The sequence below is a fragment of the Pseudomonas cremoris genome, from assembly GCF_014230465.1.
Genome location: NZ_JAAXCY010000005.1, coordinates 237,621 through 257,797, shown reverse-complemented (window position 1 = coordinate 257,797; position 20,177 = coordinate 237,621). Strand labels below are relative to the sequence as shown.

The following is a 20,177-nucleotide window of genomic DNA, read 5'->3' as shown; positions in this document are numbered from 1 at the left end:
CACTACAGGTCCATGTTTAGAGGGTAGTGAGCCTCAGGGCCAGCGCCTTGGCCTGAATCGCCACATCGGTCACCGCCGTGCTTTCCCACCACACCCCACGCAACGGCGGGCCCATGGCAAACAGTCTTTGGCTCACCTGCCCCGCCGCATCCACTACCGCCCCCGACTTATCCGCCGCAATCCCCAACGCCAACGGCCCGGGCTGGATCAACCCACGCTTGAGCAACTGCTGCGGCAACGGCCGGGCCACGCGGCGCCAGTCGTATTCGATGCCGCTGGAATTGATCAGCGCGGCACCTGACACTTGCGTAATGGCGTGCTCGCCACGGTGGCGCAAGCGGATGGTCACGCCGTCGGACGAAGGCTCAAGCCCCTTGAACGACGCAGCGCGAATCCGCAACCGCCCCGCTTCATGCAACCGCGCCACCAACTGCGCACTCAACGGCGGCGAACGGTGGTGATGGCTTTCCCACCACGGTCGCACATGCCGCACGAACTGACGTTTTTCACGCTCGCTGGCCTGGCTCCACAAGCGGCCGATATGCGCGCGAACCGTGTCCAGCGGCGACTGCCAATCAATGCCCTGCGCCTGCGCAATCCGGCATTGGCGGCGCACCTCGCGCAGCAACTGGCGAGGGCTGCGCAGGCGGTGGTCTTCGCCCAGAAAGTCGACCCAGCTCGGCGGCTGCCGACGCACATGGGGCAGCAGGCCGTGGCGCGAAAAAATCTCGATCGGACCGCGATGCCCAGCCTGTTCCAGGGACACCACGGCATCCACCATGGTCAGCCCGGAACCGATGATCAGCACCGTGGCGTGCGGGTCGATCCGCGTCATGGTTTGCACGTCCCATGGGTCTACCGCCGCCGCGTTCAAACCGCTGGACTCGGTCTGTGGCGTGCGCGCCGCCGGGAACATACCGGTGGCCAATACAGCAAACGCTCCACGCAGTTGCTGGCCGTTATCGAGGGTCAGCAGCGTCGAGGTTTCATCGACTTGCAGGTCGACCACTTCGCCGCGCACATGCGCAACCGTGGACGCCGACAGCGCCTTGGCTTCGGCCAGCCGTTGCTGCGCATACAAGCCAAAGATCCCGCGAGGCGGGAACAATTCGCTGATCGGCACGTGCTGCTGGTCCGACTCCGGCCAACCACCGGCGCCGATGTAGTCGGTGAGCCATTGCGTCAGGTCGTCGGGGTTGTCGGGATCGACGCTCATGCGCGCCGCATTGCCGTTCAGGGTGTGGCCCAGTTCGACGGCGCTGTAGGCCTCGCCACGGCCAAGCTCGGCGCGCGGTTCGATCACCAGGATCTTGCGCTGGCCCGGCAGGCGTAACAGTTGTACCGCGAGCATCGTGCCGCTTAGCCCGCCGCCGATGATCAGGACATCAGCGTTGCGGATGGATTCAGTCATGCAAGTTCGCCTTTACTGTTTACCCAGATAAATGTCATGCAAATCGCCCCGCGCCAGCAATTCGGCGGCGCTACCACTCAAGGCCACTCGGCCAGTATCCAGCACGTAGCCGTGGGACGCATAGTTCAGCGCGACGTTGATGTTCTGCTCGGCGATCAAAAAGCTCACCTGCTGCTCGCGATTGAGCTGCGCGATGATCGCGAAAATCTCCTGCACGATCATAGGCGCCAAACCCATGGACGGTTCATCGAGCAGTACCAAAGTAGGACGGGTCATCAACGCACGGCCAATGGCGACCATTTGCTGCTCGCCGCCGGAGGTCAGGCCGGCACGGGTGTGACGTTTGGTCTTGAGCCTTGGGAACCAGGCGTAGATACGTTCCAGGTCGTGCTCCATGTCCTTGCGGCTCAAGCGCCGTACAAAGCCGCCACTGCGCAGGTTGTCTTCCACGCTCAGTTGGCCGAACACATGGCGGCCTTCCAACACGTGGACCATGCCCTGACGCACGCGCTGGCTGGGATCGACACCCGCCAGGTCCAGGCCTGCATATTCGATCACCCCTCGACTGACCTCGGCGCGCTCGGCCCGCACCAACCCCGAAATGGCCTTGAGGGTGGTGCTCTTGCCGGCGCCATTGGCGCCGAGCAAGGCCACGATGGCACCCTTGGGCACCTGCAACGACACCCCGGCCACCGCCAGGATCGCGCCGTCGTAGATCACTTCAATGTCGTTGACGGTCAGTAGCGATGGGTTCGCAGCGTCGGTGGCGGGCTGGCTCATGGTTTATTCATCCCCGGTGCAGGTGCGTGGCGTCAGGCCTTTTTCCTTGGCAAACGCGGCAGACTTTTCGTCGATCAGCGGACGCAGTAATGCGCGGTCGGCAGCAATCCACTCGCTCACCAGGGTCCAGTTGGCCCCGTCCCACTGCTGCACCCTTGCCGAACCGCCGCCTTCGTGATCGCGGCACGAGAGCTTGAGGTTTTGCATCAGGCCCAAATAGCCCATGGCTTTCAACCGTGCGTCATCGATATTCAGGTGCTCCAGGCCCCAGCGACCTTCTTCACCATTGAGCGGGCGCTTGCCGAACTTGGCTTGGCCGGTGCGGATCGCTTCCACCGCCACGGCGGCGTTCACCAGGCCTGAGTTGTAGTAGACGCTGCCGAAGTTTTTCAAATCCTTGAGGTCGCTGTGACCCTTGTCGAGGACGTACTGTTTGAGGCGTTTGTGGATCTCGAAGTCGCTGCCTGCCGGGTACGGCGTCAGCGCCAGGTAGCCTTTGGCAGCGGCGCCGGCAGGCAATACGTCTTCGCTGGAACTGGCCCAGATATCGCCAATGATATGGTCCACCGGGAAGCCGAAGCGGGCGGCGGTCTTCACGGCGACGGGGGTGGACACGCCCCAGGTGCGCAGGAACACCCAATCCGGGTTGGCCTGACGTACCTGGCGCCATTGCGCGGATTGCTCGTTGCCGGGATCGGCGACCGGAATCTGGATGTTTTCAAAGCCGTACTTTTCGGCGAGCAATTTCAGCGGGCCGAGGGTTTCGCGACCGTAGGCCGAGTCGTGGTAGACCGTGGCGATCTTCTTGCCCATGAGCTTGTCGAACCCGCCCTCGCGCTGGGCGATGTAGTTCACCAAGGTCGAGGCCTCGCTGTAGAAGGTCAGCATCACCGGGAAGTTGTAGGGGAACACCGTGCCGTCGGTGGCTTCGGTGCGGCCATAGCCGAGGGTGATCAACGGGATCTTGTCCACTTCCGCCCGCTCGCTCAGCGCATAGGCTGCCGGCGCGCCATTGGGCTGGTACACCGCCACCGGCGCGCCATCCAGGCCATTCTTGAAGCGCTCGTAGCACTCGATGCCCTTCTCTGCCGTCCACTCGGTCTCGCATTCCTGCCACACCAATTTGACGCCGTTGATGCCGCCTTCGACCTCGTTGATATAACGCAGGTAGTCGATCATCCCGGCCCACACCTGCACGCCGCTGGAGGCATAGGCGCCGACGCGGTAGGTAGCCAAGGGAATGAACTGCTGGTCTGGCGAAGCCACGGCCTGGGGCACAGCACCGGCCAATGCCGCCAGTGCAAAGGCAGCACCGGCGAAGGAACGTTTCAAAGATGCACGCATGAAGGATTCTCTTGTGGGGTTAGAAACGCAGCGGCCACTGCCGCACACGGTCACGCAGGTTGTGCAACAGGCGAATCAAGCCCTCGGGTTCCTTGATCAGGAACACGATAATCAACACGCCAAAGATGATTTTCTGCAGGTTCTGCAACTGCCCCGCATCCACCGAACCGCCGAACAAGGCTTGCCCGGCGTGGCTGAGAAAGATCGGCAACAGGCTGATAAACGCCGCACCGACGAAGTTGCCGGCGATGCTGCCCATGCCACCGATGATGATGATGAACAGGATCTGGAACGAGCGGTTGATGTCGAAGCTGCTGGCACTGGCCGTGCCCAGGTAGGCAAAGGCCCACAGCGCACCGGCAATGCCCAGGTAGAACGAGCTGACCGCAAACGCCAGGCGCTTGTAGCGCACCACGGGGATGCCGACCACGGCGGCGGCGGTGTCCATGTCGCGGATCGCCATCCAGTTGCGCCCGACTTGGCTGCGCACCAGGTTGATAGCGGTCCAGGTCAGCACGACCACCGTCACCAACGTCAGCAAGTAGCGGCCCAGCGGCGTATTGAGGTCATGGCCGAACAGCGCAAGCTTTGGCGCCGAGATGGCCCCGGACGATCCATAGTTGTAAAACCAGGGGAATTTGACGAACAGCCATTCCAGGAAAAACTGCGCGGCCAACGTGGTGACCATCAGGTAGAAACCCTTGATCCGCGAACTGGGCAAGCCGAACAGCAAACCGACCAATGCGCTGATGATCCCGCCCCCCAGCAGCGCCACCGGCAAGCCCAACTCTGGCAGACGCAGCAGGAATCCATACGTAGCAAACGCGCCGACGGCCATGAACCCCGCCGCGCCCACCGAGGTTTGCCCGGTGTAGCCGGTAAGCAGGTTCAACCCCAGCCCAGCCAGGGACAGCACCAGGAACGGGATCAGGATCGCATTCAGCCAATAGTCATTGCCCCACAGCGGCACCACGATAAACGCCAGTGCCAACAGGCCGAGCAGGCCCCAAGGGATGCGCCGCTGGACCAGCAGCAACGGCGCGGTTTCTTGAGCAATAGGGATCGACATGGTTTCAGACTCGCTCGATGGCGCGCTCGCCGAACAGGCCGGCGGGACGGATATACAGGAAGGCCAAGGCCAATACATACGCGAACCACGGCGTGATACCGCCGCCGATCAACGGGCCGATATACACCTCGGCCAGGTTCTCCGCCGCGCCGACAATTAGCCCACCGACAATCGCCCCGCCAATCGAGGTGAAGCCACCGATGATCAACACCGGCAACGCCTTGAGCACCACCAGCGACAGCGAAAACTGCACGCCCTGGCGCGCGCCCCACAGCAGCCCGGCCACCAGCCCGACCACACCGGCCACCGCCCAGACGATCTGCCAGATACGGTTGAGGTTGATACCGATAGACAACGCCGCCGTGGTGTCATCCGCCACGGCGCGTAGCGATACGCCGATACGGGTCTTGTTGAACAGCAGCGCCAATACCGTCACCAACACCACCGCGGCGGCAGCGGCGATCAGGTCGAATTGGCTGAGCATCAGCGGCCCGATGAACAGAGGCACGTCGTCGATGCCCAGGTCCAGGGCGCGTACCTGCGAGCCCATCAAGCCTTGGGCCAGGCCCTCGATGATGAACGACAGGCCCAGCGTCGCCATGAACAAGGTGATCTGCGAACGGTTCACCAGCGGCCGCAGCACCAGGCGTTCGATAAGCAAGGCGCCGACGATCATCACGATGACCGTCAGCAGCAGCGCGAAGGCGAACGGAACGCCCTGGTCATGCAGGCTGACAAAGGTCAGCGCGGCGAACAGCAGCATCGAGCCCTGGGCAAAGTTGAACACGCCGCTGGCCTTGTAGATCAGTACGAAACCGATCGCGACCAGCGAATACATGGTGCCGGCCAGCAGGCCGCCGAGCAGGGTTTCAAAGAAGAAGGTCATCAGTGCACGGCTCCCAGGTAGGCGGCAATCACCTCGGGGTTGGCCTGCACCTCGGCGGGTGTGCCGTCGCCGACCTTGCGCCCGTAATCAAGTACCACCACATGGTCGGACAGGCCCATCACCACGCCGATGTCGTGTTCGATCAACACCACCGTGGTGCCGAGGTCGCGGTTGACGTCGGCGACAAAGCGCGCCATTTCCTGTTTTTCCTCGGCGTTCATCCCGGCCATCGGTTCATCCAACAGCAACAGGCTGGGACCGGCGATCAACGCCCGGCCAAGCTCCACGCGTTTTTGCAAGCCGTAGGACAGGTTGCCCACCAGCACATCGCGATGGGCTTGCAGTTCAAGGAATTCGAGGATGCCCTGGGCGCGCAGGCGGAAGGCTTGCGCCTCACGCCGGGCGCGGGGCAAGCCAAGGGCCTGTTCGATAAAGGTGCTGCGCATGTGCCGTGACAGGCCGGTGAGGATGTTGTCGAGCACGCTCATCTTCTTGAACAACGCGTTGTTCTGGAAGGTTCGGCCAATACCACGACGAGCAGCGCCCAACGGGTCGATGCGGTGAAAGTGCTGATCTTCGAAAACGATCTCGCCGGCATCAAAGCGATACACGCCGTTGAGCACATTGAGCAACGAACTCTTGCCCGCACCGTTAGGCCCGATCAGCGCGCAGATCTCGCCGCGCTGCACGTCGAAGGACAAGGCATTGATGGCCTTGACCCCTTTGAACGACAGCGAGATGTCTCGCACCTGAAGGATGGCTTGGCTCATGCGATATCCCGTTTGAATTCAGCCAGCCACGCAGGCGAAGGAGTGGATTTAAGGGGTTGCCAGATATAGGCCAGGCGTTGGAAGCCCAGCAGTTTGCGCACGCGGTTTTTCAGCAGGCGATGCAGGCCGCTGTGCGGGTGGGCGATGGCCCAGTCACACAAGCGTCGGCGCCAGGTGCCGTGGGGTGCGAGGCGGCTTTCGATCTCATCGGCCAAATGCTGCAAGCGGGCGGGCGACAACAGCAGGCCGGTGGGGGCCACTTCTCGACGATCACGTTGCGCCGAGCCCAGGCTTTCCGGGAAGGCCAACCCGTGGCCGCTGTTCAACCACTGCTCCAGCACCACCGCCAGGCCGCCCTGCCAATCGGTGCCCTCTTCACTCCACAACGCGGTTTCGCCGCTGGGTTGCCACCAGCGGATGAGATGTTGTGCGGGGTCCACAGGGCCGAGCAGTTGGGCAAAACCCAACGGGTTGGCCGTTTGCCAATGCCGTGCCTGTTGGCGATTTTGCACGTAGGAATGGGTGGGACGGATACGCCAGAGGTGCTGTTGCAACGCTTCCGGTTCCAGTGTGTCCGCCAGCGTCAGCACCTGGCCGCCGATAGTCTGGGCGGCCAGGGCCAACAGCAGCAGGTTCGGTTCGAAGGCGCCGCTGAGGGCCAGCCGCGATTGCTCGCTGAAACCGTGCTGGCGCAAGCCATCGGCCAGGCGCTCCACATCACGTAACACGTCGATCCAGCGCCACGCATACCACTGGCCCTGGCGTTTGTGGCGCAGGGCGGTGTGCAGCGGCGTGATCTGCGCCCAGTGGTGCAGTTGCTCCAGGGCCTTGGACAGATGGCCGAGCAGTTCGGCAGGCCATTCCAAAACCTGCGGGCGTTTGAGTTCGTGCACGCTCATAGGGGTAAAGCTCCTATTGGGGGGTGTGCGTGCGGTGGTCCGCTGGCCAAGTTATTTGAATTGACGCAGGGCAAAATTGTGGGAGCGGGCTTGCTCGAGAAAGCGGTGGTTCAGTCAGCAATCATGTTGAATGTCAGTCCGCATTCGCGAGCAAGCCCGCTCCCACATTGGTTTTGTGTGAACCCGACAAGTCGCGATAGCCGGCGCCTGGGTGATTGGCACCCAACCGCGCGCCCTCACCAAACAACTTCTCGCGCAACGTGCCCTGGGCGTATTCGGTCTTGTACACACCACGCTTTTGCAGTTCCGGCACCAACCATTCCACTGCGTCGACGAACGTCTCGTGAGTCAGCGCATACGCGAGGTTGAAGCCGTCCACGTCGGTCTCTTCGACCCACTCCTGCAGCAGGTCCGCCACGGTTTCCGGGCCACCGACGAACAACGGGCCAAAGCCGCCGATGCCGACCCAGTCGGCCAGTTCATTCGGCGTCCAGACCTTGTTCGGATCGGCCGTGGAGAAGGCCTCTACCGCTGACTGAATGGCGTTGGTGTGCACATGCTTGAGCGGCTCATCCGGTTTGAACTGGCTGAAGTCGATACCGGTCCAGCCGGAAATCAGCGCCATCGCGCCTTCGTAGCTGACGTAGGACTTGTACTCTTCGAACTTGGCCTTGGCCTTGGCGTCGGTCTCGTCGACGATCACCGTCTGCAGGTTGAAGATCAGGATTTTCTTTGGATCACGCCCGGCCTCGGCGGCGCGGCGGCGGATGTCGGCGACGGTTTTTTTCAGCAGCACCTTGGACGGCGCGGCAACAAATACGCACTCGGCCTGTTCGGCAGCGAACTGTTTGCCGCGGCTGGACGCACCGGCCTGGTACAGCACCGGCGTGCGTTGCGGGGATGGCTCGCACAGGTGAATGCCGGGCACCTGGAAGTGTTTGCCGACATGGCGGATCTCGTGGATTTTGCTCGGGTCACTGAAGATCCGCCGCTCGCGATCGCGCAGTACCGCGCCCTCTTCCCAGCTGCCTTCCCAGAGTTTGTAGCAGACCTCCAGGTATTCCTCGGCGTAGTCGTAGCGCGCATCGTGTTCGGTCTGGGCTTTCTGGCCGATATTTTTTGCACCGCTTTCCAGGTAAGACGTGACGATGTTCCAGCCGATCCGCCCTTTGGTCAGGTGATCGAGTGTCGAGAGGCGGCGGGCAAACGGGTACGGGTGCTCGAAAGACAGCGAGGCGGTCAGGCCAAAACCCAAGTGTTCGGTGACCAGCGCCATCGGTGCAATCAACGACAGCGGGTCGTTGACCGGTACCTGGGCGGCCTGGCGAATCGCTGCGTCGCCGTTGCCGTTGTACACGTCGTAGATGCCCAACACGTCGGCGATAAACAGGCCGTCGAACTTGCCGCGCTCAAGGATCTTGGCCAAGTCGGTCCAGTATTCCAGGTCCTTGTACTGCCAAGAGCGATCACGCGGGTGCGCCCACAGGCCAGGGGATTGGTGGCCGACACAGTTCATGTCGAAGGCATTCAAGCGGATTTCACGGGACATCAAAGCACTCCGTTGAGGTGGTAGTTGCCGACGATCTGGTATTTGGCGCGCAGGGGGTCGTCGAGGGTCGCGGGTAGCGCGGTGCGTTGGCCGGTGAGTTCGAATTCGGCGTTGCTGGCGGCAATCAAGGCTTCGGCAGCAGCGATTTGCGCTTCGGTCGCGGCCACGGGGCTTGGGTGGGTTCCGGCGCGTTCGAGCAAGGCGGCGGCCACATCGACGCGGATCTGCAAGTCGCCAAAGCGGCTGATCACGTAGGGGTCGGCGCTGGTCTCCACATGGCGGCGAGTGCTGTCCAGTAATTGGCGCGCAAGATTCAGGGCGGTCATGGGTAAGCTCCTCAGTTCCAGGCGTGGCGCGCAGGCTTCACGCCGTTGAGCACGAAATTGCCGATCAGGTGGTATTTCCAGCGGGCCGGGTCGTGCAGGGTGTGAGTGCGGGCGTTGCGCCAGAAGCGGTCGAGGTTGTGCTTGCCGGTGACCGAGCGGGTGCCGGCCAGTTCGAACAATTTGCTGCTGGCGAGCAAGGCGGTTTCGGCGGACAGCACTTTGGCCTGGGCGACGACCAGCGAGGCGTGGGCTACCGTGTCTTCGCTCGGTTCGGCGAGGGCGCGGTCCACGGCTTCACCCGCTTTGGCGAGGATGGCTTCGGTGCCGTGTACGCGCCATTCCAGATCACCGATGGCGGCGATGGTGAACGGGTCTTGCCAGCCGTGCTCCTGCTGGCTGTCAATCCACGGGCGCGCTTGGCGAGCATAGATTTTCGCGTGTTCCAGGGCGCCGAGGGCAATACCGGTATCGACGGCCGCCTGGATAATCTGCGAAATCGGACCGTTGGCGGTGGGTTGATCGAAGGCCAGGTGGGCCGGGATCACGGCACTGCGCGGCACGCTGACGCCATCCAGGGTCACGCCGCCACTGGCGGTGGTGCGCTGGCCGAAGCCGTCCCAGCTGTCGATCACGTTCAAGCCTTGAGCATCACGCTCGATGAACGCGATAAAGGCCTGATCCTGTTCGTTGTTGCCGACGGTGGGCACGATATGGGCGAACAGCGCGCCGGTGCAGTAGAACTTCTCACCGTTGATTTGCGCGGTGTCGCCGTGGAAGCGAATCTGCGTATCGAAGGTGCCGGCGTTCTTGCTCTTGGCTTCGGAGAACGCGTTGCCGAAACGGTAGCCGGCCAGGACCTTGCCGAAGTAGTAGCGCTTTTGTTCCTCGGTGGCGGTTTGCAGCAGGATGTCCACCACGCCCAGGTGGTTTTGCGGAATCTGCCCCAGGGACGGGTCGGCGGCGGAGATCAACTTGATCACCTCGGCCACCGTTACATAGGACACCTCGGCACCGCCGTAGGCTTTGGGAATGGTGATGCCCCACAGGCCACTGGCGGAAAATTCGTCAAGCTCGGCCACCGGTAAACGGCGCTCGCGATCACGCGCGCTGGCATCAACGGCAAAGCGTTCAGCCAGACGGGTCGCCACCTCGATGGCCTCCGCGTCCGAGCGGATGATGTGGGCAGGGTGTAGAGGGTGGGCTGACATGGGCCGACTCCAGGCTCCGAAGGAATACTGGAGTGATTGCAGGAGTCGTGCCCGTTATTGATCCTCAATAAAATCAGTCATTTACTGGAAAATTAACCAAACAACTGTAAGCATGAATCGACAAAGTGCCTAACTGCTGTTGCTCCAGCAACAGCACTGCATGCAACCAGACCCGCCTGCCGATCATCACCGTGCTTAATCGACCACCTTGTATTCCGTCGCGTCCGAACGGATTTGGCAATTCACGATGTAAGTCACCGTCGCCCGTGTAACAGGAGAGGCAAAGATCACGTCAGGCACTTCCACTTTGAATCTCTCAACCAGAGAAGTAATCTGGTCCTCTACCGCAAAATGCCAATCGCCATCGGTGCTTATATACCCACTCACCGTATCACCCATACTAATATCATCATAAATGGGGATATAAAACATCGCCTTGCCACCCGCGATGGCCGCACGTGAAATAACATTATTATTTGAAGGCTCAATTGTGCCTGCCTCCAACAAGTTGTTGCGTGGAATAATATATCCGCTCATCGAAATACCCTCATATGGTCTGGCACTTGGCTAATCATTAACAATTTCATAGCCAGCCGAGTGTGAAAAATACTTACGATCGTCAATGCGCACGTGATAGGCGGCCACGAACGAGCTATTGCTGAAAAGTAGCTGGGGCAAATGGACTTCAACCATTTTATTATCAGCCTATCGTTGATAACACCCTCTGCGGACGGCTGAATAGACGGTGCAATAAGCTGCTCTTTGAGTGATACAAAGAGATCGCCCATCATTAAATCTCATATCAAACATCTTGTTGAAACACTGTTACCCAACCAACACTTACCCTCATTTATGCCTGCGTCGTGGAACGATTTGATAAGTCGAAGTTGACGATTTTCCCACTGCGGTGCCATCAGAACGCTGTACAGAATACATAAGGGTCATGGTGGTGCTGACTAATTTGTACACCGCCACTTCAAGGGGCTGGTAGGATCCTTGACGATGAGCTGCCCAAACCATGTGCCGGCCGAAGACACTTGGCGGTAGTTGACATGGTCACCTTCAAGAAACTGAGGATCGATGACAATTTTGGCGAGCCCGGAATCGATGTCAGCGCGCCTGACATGCCCGTACTCATCTAACGGCTTGACCGTAGGTGGCTGAAATTCGGCTTTGTACTTTGAATTGATTTTAGGGACAAAAATATTCATTTCAACACCCCACGCAGATAGTTAAGGCACGAAAGTCGGAAGGTGATGAGCGCATCTACCGGCAGAACGACCATATCAAAAAGAGGGGTGCTGGAAACCTGTCAACATTGACAGTCAGAAATCAAATCACCACGTTGCGGATAAACCGCACCGCCACATCACCGTCATTGCGATAGGTGTGCTGCTGGTGACTGGCGAACATAAAGAACTCGCCAGCGCCGATAGCGTTCTCTACGCCTGCCACCACCAAGGTCAGGCGGCCCTCGAACACAAACAGCTGCTCGCTCCAGCCTTCAAGGTCCGGGTCGGGGCAGTAGCGATCACCGGGTTCCAGGCGCCACTCCCACAGTTCCACTTCGCGCCGTGCCGTGGCCTTGGCCAGCAACACCGCCTTGCTGCCCACGATTTCACCGGCCCAGGCCAACTCGTTGATGCGGCTGTGGTCGCGCACGTCCGGGGCCTGGATCAGGTCGCTGAAGGCCACGTCCAACGCTTCGGCCACCCGGTCCAAGGTGGACAGGCTGACGTTCTTCTCCCCCGCCTCGATGGCTACCAGCATGCGCCGGCTGACTCCGGATTTTTCCGAGAGCGCGGTCTGGCTCATGTCGGCGGCGTGGCGCAGGCGACGCACGTTCTGGCTGACGTGTTGCAGGACCGAGGCCCGGTGTGGATTTTCTTTGTGCACTATATTGCTCAATGGGTGGGTGTGCGCAGTATACTGCCCAGCGTGCGGCGCATTGTGCGGTCCGTACCTTTCCCTTGCAAGACCGAGCCGCCATGACTGCCCCCAAATCCCCCTCGCGTTTCAACCGTTTCAGCAAAGCCGAATGCATCCTGGTGTTTATCACCATGATCTGGGGCGGCACCTTTTTGCTGGTGCAGCACGCCATGACCGTCAGCGGCCCGATGTTTTTCGTGGGCCTGCGCTTTGCGGCGGCGGCGATTGTGGTGGGGTTCTTTTCCTTACGCACCCTGCGCGACCTGACCCTGTTCGAGTTCAAGGCCGGGGTGTTTATCGGCGTGGCGATCATGTTTGGCTACGGCCTGCAAACTATTGGCTTACAGACCATCCTCAGCAGCCAGTCGGCGTTTATCACGGCTTTATATGTGCCGTTCGTGCCGCTGCTGCAATGGCTGGTGCTGGGCCGTCGCCCGGGGTTGATGCCGAGCATTGGCATCATGCTGGCGTTTACCGGGTTGATGCTGTTGACGGGGCCTGCGGGCGCTTCGCTGAATTTCAGCCCCGGTGAGATTGCTACGTTGATCGGTGCGATAGCGATTGCCGCCGAGATCATCCTGATCGGCGCCTTTGCCGGCCAAGTGGACGTACGCCGGGTGACCGTGGTGCAACTGGCCACGGCGTCGGTGCTGTCGTTCATGATGGTGGTGCCGATGGGCGAGGCGCTGCCGGGCTTTTCGTGGTTGCTGCTGTTCAGCGCGGTAGGCCTGGGCCTGACCAGTGCAGTGATCCAGGTGGCGATGAACTGGGCACAGCAGAGTGTTTCGCCAACGCGGGCCACGTTGATTTATGCCGGTGAGCCGGTGTGGGCTGGGGTGGTGGGACGGATTGCCGGGGAGCGCTTCCCGCCGATTGCGATGCTGGGGGCGGTGTTGATAGTGGCGGCGGTGATCGTGAGTGAGATGAAAACCAAGGGGCAGAAGGCGGCTGAGTTGGAGAGTGACGTGGAACAGGAGCGTGTGGGGTAAGACCCATCAACACACCTTGTAGTGAGCGGGCTTGCCCCGCGCTGGGTGGCGAAGCCGCCCCAATCCAGTCACTGCATTCTTTCAGGCAAACCGAGTTGTCCGGGTTTAGGGCGGCTTCGCCACCCAGCGCGGGGCAAGCCCGCTCACTACAACGATTGCATTCCAACATTGGGTACGGTGTATCAGTGCGTAATGGGAGTTTTCAGCCTACCTTGTAGGATCCTGCCACATCTTGCCGTTTGGTGATCGAGAAAGCGGCACGTATGATGCATCCCAAACTCCCGCAGATTAGAAGCCTATGTCCCTGATAGTTCTACTGCTTCTGCCGTTCCTCGGCAGCTGTCTGGCGGCCTTGCTGCCGCACAATGCACGTAACACCGAATCCCTGTTGGCCGGCCTTGTGGCCCTGGTCGGCACCATTCAAGTCGCCCTGCTCTACCCCCAGATCGCCCACGGTGGCGTGATCCGCGAAGAATTCATGTGGTTGCCCAGCCTTGGGTTGAACTTCGTGCTGCGCATGGACGGTTTTGCCTGGCTGTTCTCGATGCTGGTGCTGGGCATCGGCACGCTGGTGTCGCTGTATGCGCGCTACTACATGTCGCCGGACGACCCGGTGCCGCGCTTCTTTGCGTTTTTCCTGGCCTTCATGGGCGCCATGCTCGGGTTGGTGATCTCCGGCAACCTGATCCAGATCGTGTTCTTCTGGGAACTGACCAGCCTGTTCTCGTTCCTGTTGATCGGTTATTGGCACCACCGCGCCGATGCGCGACGTGGCGCTTATATGGCGTTGATGGTCACCGGCGCGGGCGGCTTGTGCCTGTTGGCGGGCGTGATGCTGCTGGGGCATATCGTCGGCAGCTACGACCTGGACCTGGTACTGGCGGCGGGCGATCAGATTCGCGCGCATTCGTTGTACCCGGTCATGCTGGCCCTGGTGCTGATCGGCGCCTTGAGCAAAAGCGCGCAATTCCCCTTCCACTTCTGGCTGCCCCACGCGATGGCGGCACCGACGCCGGTTTCGGCATACCTGCACTCGGCGACGATGGTGAAGGCCGGCGTGTTCCTGCTGGCCCGCCTGTGGCCGTCGCTGTCCGGCAGCGAAGAATGGTTCTACATCGTCGGCGGTGCCGGCGCCATTACCCTGCTCCTCGGCGCGTACTGCGCAATCTTTCAGAACGACCTCAAGGGCCTCCTGGCCTATTCCACCATCAGCCATCTGGGCTTGATTACCTTGCTGCTGGGCCTCAACAGCCCGTTGGCCGCCGTCGCCGCGGTGTTCCACATCCTCAACCACGCCACCTTCAAGGCTTCGCTGTTCATGGCGGCGGGGATCATCGACCACGAAAGCGGCACCCGGGACATCCGCAAGCTCAGCGGCCTGGTTCGCCTTATCCCGTTTACCGCTACGCTGGCGATGGTTGCCAGTGCGTCCATGGCCGGCGTGCCGTTGCTCAATGGCTTCCTGTCCAAAGAGATGTTCTTTGCCGAGACCGTGTTTATCTCGTCGACGGCCTGGGTGGAATTCGCCCTGCCGGTGATCGCGACCGTCGCGGGTACCTTCAGTGTCGTCTACGCCCTGCGCTTTACCGTGGATGTGTTCTTCGGCCCCACCGCCACCAACCTGCCACACACGCCCCACGAGCCGCCACGCTGGATGCGCGCACCGGTGGAGTTGCTGGTATTTACCTGCCTGCTGGTAGGGATTTTTCCGGCGCAGGTCGTTGGTTCGATCCTGGCCGCTGCCGCCCTGCCGGTCGTAGGCGGCGTGCTGCCGCAATACAGCCTGGCGATCTGGCACGGCTGGAATGCGCCGATGATCATGAGCCTGGTGGCCATGAGCTGCGGCGTGGTGCTGTATTTGATCCTGCGCAAGCAACTCAAGCGTGGCCGCTTCAAATACCCGCCCCTGATCAGCTACTTCAACGGCAAGCGTGGTTTTGAGCGCTGCCTGGTGGTGATGATGCGCGGCGTGCGCAAGATCGAAAAACGCATCAGCACCAAGCGCCTGCAAACCCAGCTGTTTCTGCTGGTGCTGGCGGCGGTGGTCGCCGGTGTGATCCCGATGTTGCACAGCGGCCTCAGCTGGGGCGACCGGCCGAAAATCCCGGGTTCCATCGTGTTCGTGACCCTGTGGCTGCTGGCGATTGCCTGCGCCCTGGGCGCCGCTTGGCAAGCCAAATACCACCGACTGGCGGCCCTGACCATGGTCAGCGTGTGCGGCCTGATGACCTGCATCACCTTCGTGTGGTTCTCGGCGCCGGACCTGGCGCTGACGCAACTGGTCGTGGAAGTCGTGACCACCGTGCTGATCCTGCTGGGCCTACGCTGGCTGCCACGACGGATCGAAGAAGTTTCGCCACTGCCAAGCTCCTTGCGCAAGGCGCGCATCCGCCGCCTGCGCGACTTCCTGCTGTCCACCGTGGTGGGCGGCGGCATGGCGCTGCTGTCCTACGCGATGCTGACGCGCCAGACGCCCAACGATATCTCCTCGTTCTACCTCAGCCGCGCGCTGCCCGAAGGCGGCGGCAGCAATGTGGTGAACGTGATGCTGGTGGACTTCCGGGGCTTCGACACCTTGGGCGAAATCACCGTACTCGGCGCCGTAGCGCTGACGGTGTACGCCCTGCTGCGTCGCTTCCGCCCGTCGAAAGAAAGCATGCAACTGCCCGCCCAACAGCGCCAACTGGCGCCGGACGTGGCCACCGACCTGGTCAACCCGCGCCAGGCCAGCGACACCGCCCTGGGCTTCATGATGGTGCCGGCGGTGCTGGTGCGCCTGCTGCTGCCGATTGCGCTGGTGGTGTCGTTCTACCTGTTCATGCGCGGCCACAACCAACCCGGCGGCGGTTTTGTCGCCGGCCTGGTGATGTCCGTAGCATTCATCCTGCAATACATGGTGGCGGGCACGCAGTGGGTCGAGGCGCAGATGAGCTTGCGTCCGATGCGCTGGATGGGCTTCGGCCTGTTCTCGGCGACCCTTACCGGTCTCGGTGCGCTGTTTGCCGGTTACCCGTTCCTCACCACACACACCTGGCATTTCAGCCTGCCGCTGCTGGGGGATATTCATGTCGCCAGCGCCTTGTTCTTCGACGTCGGCGTATACGCCATGGTCGTCGGCTCGACGCTGCTGATGCTCACCGCCCTCGGTCACCAGTCGGTACGCGCGCATAAACCGAGCAACCAGGCCAAAGTGGTTGCCGCAACAGAAGGAGCCGCCTGATGGAAGAAGTCATCGCAATCGCCATTGGGGTCCTCGCGGCCTCCGGCGTGTGGTTGATCCTGCGGCCACGGACATTCCAGGTGGTGATGGGCCTGTGCCTGTTGTCGTACGGGGTCAACCTGTTCATTTTCAGCATGGGTAGCCTGTTTATCGGCAAGGAGCCGATCATCAAGGACGGCGTACCGCAAGACCTGCTCAACTACACCGATCCCCTGCCCCAGGCCCTCGTGCTCACGGCGATCGTGATCAGCTTCGCCATGACCGCCTTGTTCCTGGTGGTGCTGCTCGCCTCCCGGGGCTTGACCGGCACGGACCATGTAGACGGCCGGGAGCCCAAGGAATGACGTGGATGAATCAACTGATCGTCGCGCCGATCCTGCTGCCGCTACTGACCGCCGCGTTGATGCTGATGCTCGGCGAAAAACGTCGGCCGTTGAAGGCCAAGATCAACCTGGTCTCCAGCCTGATCGGCCTGGGCATCGCGGTGTTGCTGCTGTACTGGACGCAAAAAGGCGGCCCCGGTTCGATTGGCGTGTACCTGCCGGGAAACTGGCAGGTGCCGTTCGGCATTGTGCTGGTGGTGGACCAACTGTCGGCGCTGATGCTGGTGCTCACCGGAATCATCGGCGTGAGCGCGCTGCTGTTCGCCATGGCCCGCTGGGACCGCGCGGGCACCAGTTTCCACGCGTTGTTCCAAGTGCAGATGATGGGCCTGTACGGCGCATTCCTTACCGCGGACCTGTTCAACCTGTTCGTGTTCTTCGAGGTGCTGCTGGCAGCGTCGTATGGCTTGATGTTGCACGGCTCGGGCCGCGCACGGGTGTCGGCGGGGTTGCACTACATTGCGATCAACCTGTTGGCGTCGTCGCTGTTCCTGATTGGCGCGGCAATGATCTACGGCGTTACCGGCACCCTGAATTTCGCTGACCTCGCGTTGAAAATCCCATTGGTGCCGGAAGCCGATCGCGGCCTGTTGCATGCCGGGGCGGCGATTCTTGCCACGGCGTTCCTGGCCAAGGCCGGCATGTGGCCGCTGAACTTCTGGCTGGCGCCCGCCTATTCCTCGGCCAGTGCGCCGGTGGCGGCGATGTTTGCGATCATGACCAAGGTCGGTGTGTACACCGTGTTGCGCCTGTGGACGCTGTTGTTCTCCGGACAGGCCGGTGCGTCGGCACTGTTTGGCGGCGACTGGCTGGTGTATGGCGGCATGGCGACGATCATCTGCGCCGGGTTGGCGATGGTGGCGGCGCAGCGGCTAGAGCGCATGGCCAGCTTGAGCATCTTGGTGTCGGCGGGGATTCTGCTGTCGGCCGTGGGTTTTGCTCAACCCAGCCTGACCGCTGGCGCACTGTTCTATCTGGTCAGTTCGACCCTGGCATTGAGTGCGCTGTTCCTGCTGGCTGAATTGATCGAGCGTTCGCGTTCGGCCAACGACCTGCCGCTGGACGAAGAAATCGATGCGCTGCCTAAAGCCATGGAATCCCTGCATCCGCGTCCTGGCGTGAACCTCGACGATGAGCAACAGGCGGTGGTTGGCCAGGTGATTCCCTGGACCATGGCATTCCTGGGCTTGAGCTTTATCGCCTGCGCCCTGCTGATCATCGGCATGCCGCCGCTGTCCGGGTTTATCGGCAAACTCAGCTTGTTGAGTGCGCTGGTCAATCCGCTGGGCCTAGGGGTCAGCGTTGACGCACCGATTCGCCCTGCTGCGTGGGGCCTTGTGGCGCTGCTGATCCTCTCCGGCCTCGCCTCGCTGATCGCCTTCGCCCGCCTCGGCATCCAACGCTTCTGGACCCCGGAAGAGCGCCCTTCGCCACTGCTGCGCCGCTACGAGTGCGTACCGATTTTCTTCCTGCTGGGCCTGAGCATCTTGCTGACCTTCAAGGCCGAACCGCTGATGCGCTACACCCAGGACACCGCCGTCAGCCTGAACAACCCGGAACACTACGTGATGGCGGTGATGGCCACACGTCCCGTGCCGAGCCCTGAAGCCAAGGCCGCCGCGCTGGAGGTGCAACCATGAAGCGCCTGTTCCCTGCCCCATGGTTGTCGTTGGCGTTGTGGTTGTTATGGCTGGTGCTGAACCTGTCGGTAAGCCTCGGCAACCTGTTGCTGGGCGCGCTGCTGGGTTTTCTGGCGCCGCTGCTGATGGCGCCGCTGCGCCCGTTGCCGATCCGCATCCGCCGTCCTGGGGTGATCATCCGCCTGTTTTTCCTGGTGGGCCGCGACGTGATCGTCTCCAACCTGCAAGTGGCCTGGGGCGTGCTGACCTGCGGCTCACGCCCGCCGCGCTCGCGCTTTATCAAAATCCCCCTGGACCTGCGCGACGCCAACGGCCTTGCCGCGCTGTCGATGATTACCACGGTGGTGCCTGGCACCATCTGGTCGGAACTGGCGCTGGACCGCAGCATTTTGCTCTTGCACGTGTTCGACCTGGAGGATGAAGCGCCGTTTATCGAGCACTTCAAGACCACCTACGAGCGGCCCTTGATGGAGATCTTCGAATGAGTGCCCTGCTCTCCAATGCGATCCTGTTCAGCCTGTTCCTGTTCTCCCTGGCCATGGTATTGACCCTGGTGCGCCTGTTCAAAGGCCCGTCGGCCCAGGACCGGGTACTGGCGCTGGACTACCTGTACATCTTGGCGATGCTGATGATGCTGGTGCTGGGCATTCGATATGCCAGTGATACCTACTTTGAAGCGGCGCTGCTGATTGCGCTGTTCGGTTTTGTGGGCTCGTTTGCCCTGGCGAAATTCCTGCTGCGTGGCGAGGTGATTGAATGATGCCGTTATGGGTGGAAGTGATCGTGGCGGTGCTGTTGGTACTGAGTAGCGTGTTTGCGTTGATTGGCGCAATTGGATTGCTGCGCATGAAGGACTTCTTCCAGCGCATGCACCCGCCGGCACTGGCCTCGACGTTGGGGGCATGGTGCGTGGCGTTGGCGTCGATTGTGTATTTCTCGGTGCTCAAGTCCGGGCCGGTGTTGCACGGCTGGTTGATCCCGATTTTGCTGTCGATCACCGTGCCGGTGACCACGTTGCTGCTGGCGCGTACGGCGTTGTTCCGCAAGCGCATGGCGGATGATGATGTACCGGCCGAGGTCAGCAGCCGCCGCTGATTACTCAGGCAAACACAGTTCAAAATGTGGGAGCGGGCTTGCTCGCGAAGGCGGTGTATCAGTGAATATATCTTTGACTGACACACCGCATTCGCGAGCAAGCCCGCTCCCACATTTGGCTTTGCGCTAGGTGAAGGATCGGATTCGCGCTGCCAATTCCGCCAACTCGGCATCATCCGCCCGCACATGATCGTGGGACGAGATATAGCCTTCATACGCCTCAAAAAACTTGTCCACCTTCGAACTCAGCGGCTTGAACGTACTGTCCGAGCCCGTGCCATGCATGGGAAACAACTTCGCATGCAGGTGATCCACGCCATAGCCTTCCAGCATCATCCCCGTGCGCGCCACATCGGCAAACGCCCGGTCGATCAGCAGCGCAGTCTTCTTGGTCGCCACGATGAGATCCGCAAGCACTTCATCCGACTGCGCAAACGCATAACTGCCGTAATGCTGCTTGGGGATCACCACGCTGAAACCGGGGGTATTGGGGAAGATCGAGAGGAAGGCCATGTGCTGGTCGTCTTCCCAGAGGATGTGGGCTGGGGAGGTTTTGCGGACAATGCTGCAGAAAATACAATCCATTTTAATCACTGCCATTTCAGTCGTGGGTTTGCTCGTGGAGAGCATCTAAAGCTAGGATTCGGCACACGTCAAAACAAAAGGAGTTTCAGCCTGC

General features: G+C 61.3%; 21 protein-coding genes. 7 read left to right on the top strand and 14 right to left on the bottom strand.

What is annotated here, in order from left to right:
• Nucleotides 1-16: 16 nt before the first annotated feature.
• From HF257_RS14265 to HF257_RS14205, 13 genes are all read right to left on the bottom strand, one after another.
• A complete protein-coding gene (locus HF257_RS14265) occupies nt 17-1,411 on the bottom strand; it encodes an FAD/NAD(P)-binding protein (RefSeq protein WP_185706554.1) in 1,395 nt (464 codons plus the stop codon).
• A 12-nt stretch (nt 1,412-1,423) separates the two neighbouring features.
• Nucleotides 1,424-2,191 (bottom strand): ABC transporter ATP-binding protein, encoded by a 768-nt coding sequence (locus HF257_RS14260; RefSeq protein WP_185706552.1) that lies wholly within the window; start codon nt 2,189-2,191, stop codon nt 1,424-1,426.
• A 3-nt stretch (nt 2,192-2,194) separates the two neighbouring features.
• A complete protein-coding gene (locus tag HF257_RS14255) occupies nt 2,195-3,535 on the bottom strand; it encodes an ABC transporter substrate-binding protein (protein ID WP_185706550.1) in 1,341 nt (446 codons plus the stop codon).
• A gap of 19 nt (nt 3,536-3,554) precedes the next feature.
• Nucleotides 3,555-4,604: a branched-chain amino acid ABC transporter permease gene (locus HF257_RS14250; protein WP_185706548.1), complete on the bottom strand. Its 1,050-nt coding sequence runs from the start codon at nt 4,602-4,604 to the stop codon at nt 3,555-3,557.
• 4 nt (nt 4,605-4,608) lie between these two features.
• Nucleotides 4,609-5,490, bottom strand: a complete 882-nt coding sequence (locus HF257_RS14245; RefSeq protein ID WP_185706546.1) for a branched-chain amino acid ABC transporter permease — start codon at nt 5,488-5,490, stop codon at nt 4,609-4,611.
• Nucleotides 5,490-6,260, bottom strand: coding sequence for an ABC transporter ATP-binding protein (locus HF257_RS14240; RefSeq protein ID WP_185706544.1), 771 nt, complete (start codon nt 6,258-6,260; stop codon nt 5,490-5,492). The genes HF257_RS14245 and HF257_RS14240 overlap by 1 nt, the downstream gene beginning before the upstream one ends.
• Nucleotides 6,257-7,159 (bottom strand): AMP-binding protein, encoded by a 903-nt coding sequence (locus HF257_RS14235; RefSeq protein ID WP_185706542.1) that lies wholly within the window; start codon nt 7,157-7,159, stop codon nt 6,257-6,259. Before HF257_RS14235 ends, HF257_RS14240 begins: the two co-directional genes overlap by 4 nt.
• 133 nt (nt 7,160-7,292) lie before the next feature.
• Complete coding sequence (locus tag HF257_RS14230; RefSeq protein WP_185706540.1) at nt 7,293-8,708, bottom strand: LLM class flavin-dependent oxidoreductase; 1,416 nt, start codon at nt 8,706-8,708, stop codon at nt 7,293-7,295.
• A complete protein-coding gene (locus tag HF257_RS14225; RefSeq protein WP_185706538.1) occupies nt 8,708-9,034 on the bottom strand; it encodes an acyl-CoA dehydrogenase in 327 nt (108 codons plus the stop codon). The genes HF257_RS14230 and HF257_RS14225 overlap by 1 nt, the downstream gene beginning before the upstream one ends.
• 11 nt (nt 9,035-9,045) lie before the next feature.
• Entirely contained in the window at nt 9,046-10,242 is a 1,197-nt protein-coding gene (locus tag HF257_RS14220) for an SfnB family sulfur acquisition oxidoreductase (protein ID WP_185706536.1), read from the bottom strand.
• Nucleotides 10,243-10,437: 195 nt separating this feature from the next.
• Complete coding sequence (locus HF257_RS14215) at nt 10,438-10,779, bottom strand: hypothetical protein (RefSeq protein WP_185706533.1); 342 nt, start codon at nt 10,777-10,779, stop codon at nt 10,438-10,440.
• Between the two features lie 419 nt (nt 10,780-11,198).
• Complete coding sequence (locus HF257_RS14210) at nt 11,199-11,453, bottom strand: hypothetical protein (protein ID WP_185706531.1); 255 nt, start codon at nt 11,451-11,453, stop codon at nt 11,199-11,201.
• Between the two features lie 121 nt (nt 11,454-11,574).
• Nucleotides 11,575-12,138: a helix-turn-helix domain-containing protein gene (locus HF257_RS14205; RefSeq protein ID WP_185706529.1), complete on the bottom strand. Its 564-nt coding sequence runs from the start codon at nt 12,136-12,138 to the stop codon at nt 11,575-11,577.
• Nucleotides 12,139-12,230: 92 nt separating this feature from the next.
• Between HF257_RS14205 and HF257_RS14200 the strand changes: the two genes are divergently transcribed.
• From HF257_RS14200 to HF257_RS14170, 7 genes are all read left to right on the top strand, one after another.
• A complete protein-coding gene (locus HF257_RS14200; protein WP_185706527.1) occupies nt 12,231-13,160 on the top strand; it encodes a DMT family transporter in 930 nt (309 codons plus the stop codon).
• A gap of 298 nt (nt 13,161-13,458) precedes the next feature.
• Entirely contained in the window at nt 13,459-16,380 is a 2,922-nt protein-coding gene (locus tag HF257_RS14195; RefSeq protein ID WP_185706525.1) for a monovalent cation/H+ antiporter subunit A, read from the top strand.
• Entirely contained in the window at nt 16,380-16,724 is a 345-nt protein-coding gene (locus HF257_RS14190; RefSeq protein ID WP_003192163.1) for a Na+/H+ antiporter subunit C, read from the top strand. The genes HF257_RS14195 and HF257_RS14190 overlap by 1 nt, the downstream gene beginning before the upstream one ends.
• Nucleotides 16,721-18,403: a monovalent cation/H+ antiporter subunit D gene (locus HF257_RS14185; protein WP_185706523.1), complete on the top strand. Its 1,683-nt coding sequence runs from the start codon at nt 16,721-16,723 to the stop codon at nt 18,401-18,403. The genes HF257_RS14190 and HF257_RS14185 overlap by 4 nt, the downstream gene beginning before the upstream one ends.
• A complete protein-coding gene (locus tag HF257_RS14180; protein WP_185706521.1) occupies nt 18,400-18,888 on the top strand; it encodes a Na+/H+ antiporter subunit E in 489 nt (162 codons plus the stop codon). Before HF257_RS14185 ends, HF257_RS14180 begins: the two co-directional genes overlap by 4 nt.
• Nucleotides 18,885-19,163: a K+/H+ antiporter subunit F gene (locus HF257_RS14175; RefSeq protein WP_003211751.1), complete on the top strand. Its 279-nt coding sequence runs from the start codon at nt 18,885-18,887 to the stop codon at nt 19,161-19,163. The genes HF257_RS14180 and HF257_RS14175 overlap by 4 nt, the downstream gene beginning before the upstream one ends.
• Entirely contained in the window at nt 19,160-19,498 is a 339-nt protein-coding gene (locus tag HF257_RS14170) for a Na+/H+ antiporter subunit G (protein ID WP_185706519.1), read from the top strand. The genes HF257_RS14175 and HF257_RS14170 overlap by 4 nt, the downstream gene beginning before the upstream one ends.
• Before the next feature lie 126 nt (nt 19,499-19,624).
• Here the strand turns inward: HF257_RS14170 and HF257_RS14165 are convergent, their stop codons facing one another.
• Nucleotides 19,625-20,083, bottom strand: coding sequence for an HIT family protein (locus tag HF257_RS14165; protein ID WP_185706517.1), 459 nt, complete (start codon nt 20,081-20,083; stop codon nt 19,625-19,627).
• Between the last annotated feature and the right edge of the window lie 94 nt (nt 20,084-20,177).

What these genes read in the sequence shown, in the direction of transcription:
- HF257_RS14245 (WP_185706546.1), bottom strand. Translation starts at nt 5,490, where the DNA reads ATGACCTTCTTCTTTGAAACCCTGCTCGGCGGCCTGCTGGCCGGCACC.
- HF257_RS14255 (WP_185706550.1), bottom strand. Translation starts at nt 3,535, where the DNA reads ATGCGTGCATCTTTGAAACGTTCCTTCGCCGGTGCTGCCTTTGCACTG.
- HF257_RS14260 (WP_185706552.1), bottom strand. Translation starts at nt 2,191, where the DNA reads ATGAGCCAGCCCGCCACCGACGCTGCGAACCCATCGCTACTGACCGTC.
- HF257_RS14195 (WP_185706525.1), top strand. Translation starts at nt 13,459, where the DNA reads ATGTCCCTGATAGTTCTACTGCTTCTGCCGTTCCTCGGCAGCTGTCTG.
- HF257_RS14235 (WP_185706542.1), bottom strand. Translation starts at nt 7,159, where the DNA reads ATGAGCGTGCACGAACTCAAACGCCCGCAGGTTTTGGAATGGCCTGCC.
- HF257_RS14190 (WP_003192163.1), top strand. Translation starts at nt 16,380, where the DNA reads ATGGAAGAAGTCATCGCAATCGCCATTGGGGTCCTCGCGGCCTCCGGC.
- HF257_RS14180 (WP_185706521.1), top strand. Translation starts at nt 18,400, where the DNA reads ATGAAGCGCCTGTTCCCTGCCCCATGGTTGTCGTTGGCGTTGTGGTTG.
- HF257_RS14240 (WP_185706544.1), bottom strand. Translation starts at nt 6,260, where the DNA reads ATGAGCCAAGCCATCCTTCAGGTGCGAGACATCTCGCTGTCGTTCAAA.
- HF257_RS14185 (WP_185706523.1), top strand. Translation starts at nt 16,721, where the DNA reads ATGACGTGGATGAATCAACTGATCGTCGCGCCGATCCTGCTGCCGCTA.
- HF257_RS14225 (WP_185706538.1), bottom strand. Translation starts at nt 9,034, where the DNA reads ATGACCGCCCTGAATCTTGCGCGCCAATTACTGGACAGCACTCGCCGC.
- HF257_RS14210 (WP_185706531.1), bottom strand. Translation starts at nt 11,453, where the DNA reads ATGAATATTTTTGTCCCTAAAATCAATTCAAAGTACAAAGCCGAATTT.
- HF257_RS14165 (WP_185706517.1), bottom strand. Translation starts at nt 20,083, where the DNA reads ATGGATTGTATTTTCTGCAGCATTGTCCGCAAAACCTCCCCAGCCCAC.
- HF257_RS14230 (WP_185706540.1), bottom strand. Translation starts at nt 8,708, where the DNA reads ATGTCCCGTGAAATCCGCTTGAATGCCTTCGACATGAACTGTGTCGGC.
- HF257_RS14250 (WP_185706548.1), bottom strand. Translation starts at nt 4,604, where the DNA reads ATGTCGATCCCTATTGCTCAAGAAACCGCGCCGTTGCTGCTGGTCCAG.
- HF257_RS14265 (WP_185706554.1), bottom strand. Translation starts at nt 1,411, where the DNA reads ATGACTGAATCCATCCGCAACGCTGATGTCCTGATCATCGGCGGCGGG.
- HF257_RS14170 (WP_185706519.1), top strand. Translation starts at nt 19,160, where the DNA reads ATGATGCCGTTATGGGTGGAAGTGATCGTGGCGGTGCTGTTGGTACTG.
- HF257_RS14215 (WP_185706533.1), bottom strand. Translation starts at nt 10,779, where the DNA reads ATGAGCGGATATATTATTCCACGCAACAACTTGTTGGAGGCAGGCACA.
- HF257_RS14220 (WP_185706536.1), bottom strand. Translation starts at nt 10,242, where the DNA reads ATGTCAGCCCACCCTCTACACCCTGCCCACATCATCCGCTCGGACGCG.
- HF257_RS14200 (WP_185706527.1), top strand. Translation starts at nt 12,231, where the DNA reads ATGACTGCCCCCAAATCCCCCTCGCGTTTCAACCGTTTCAGCAAAGCC.
- HF257_RS14175 (WP_003211751.1), top strand. Translation starts at nt 18,885, where the DNA reads ATGAGTGCCCTGCTCTCCAATGCGATCCTGTTCAGCCTGTTCCTGTTC.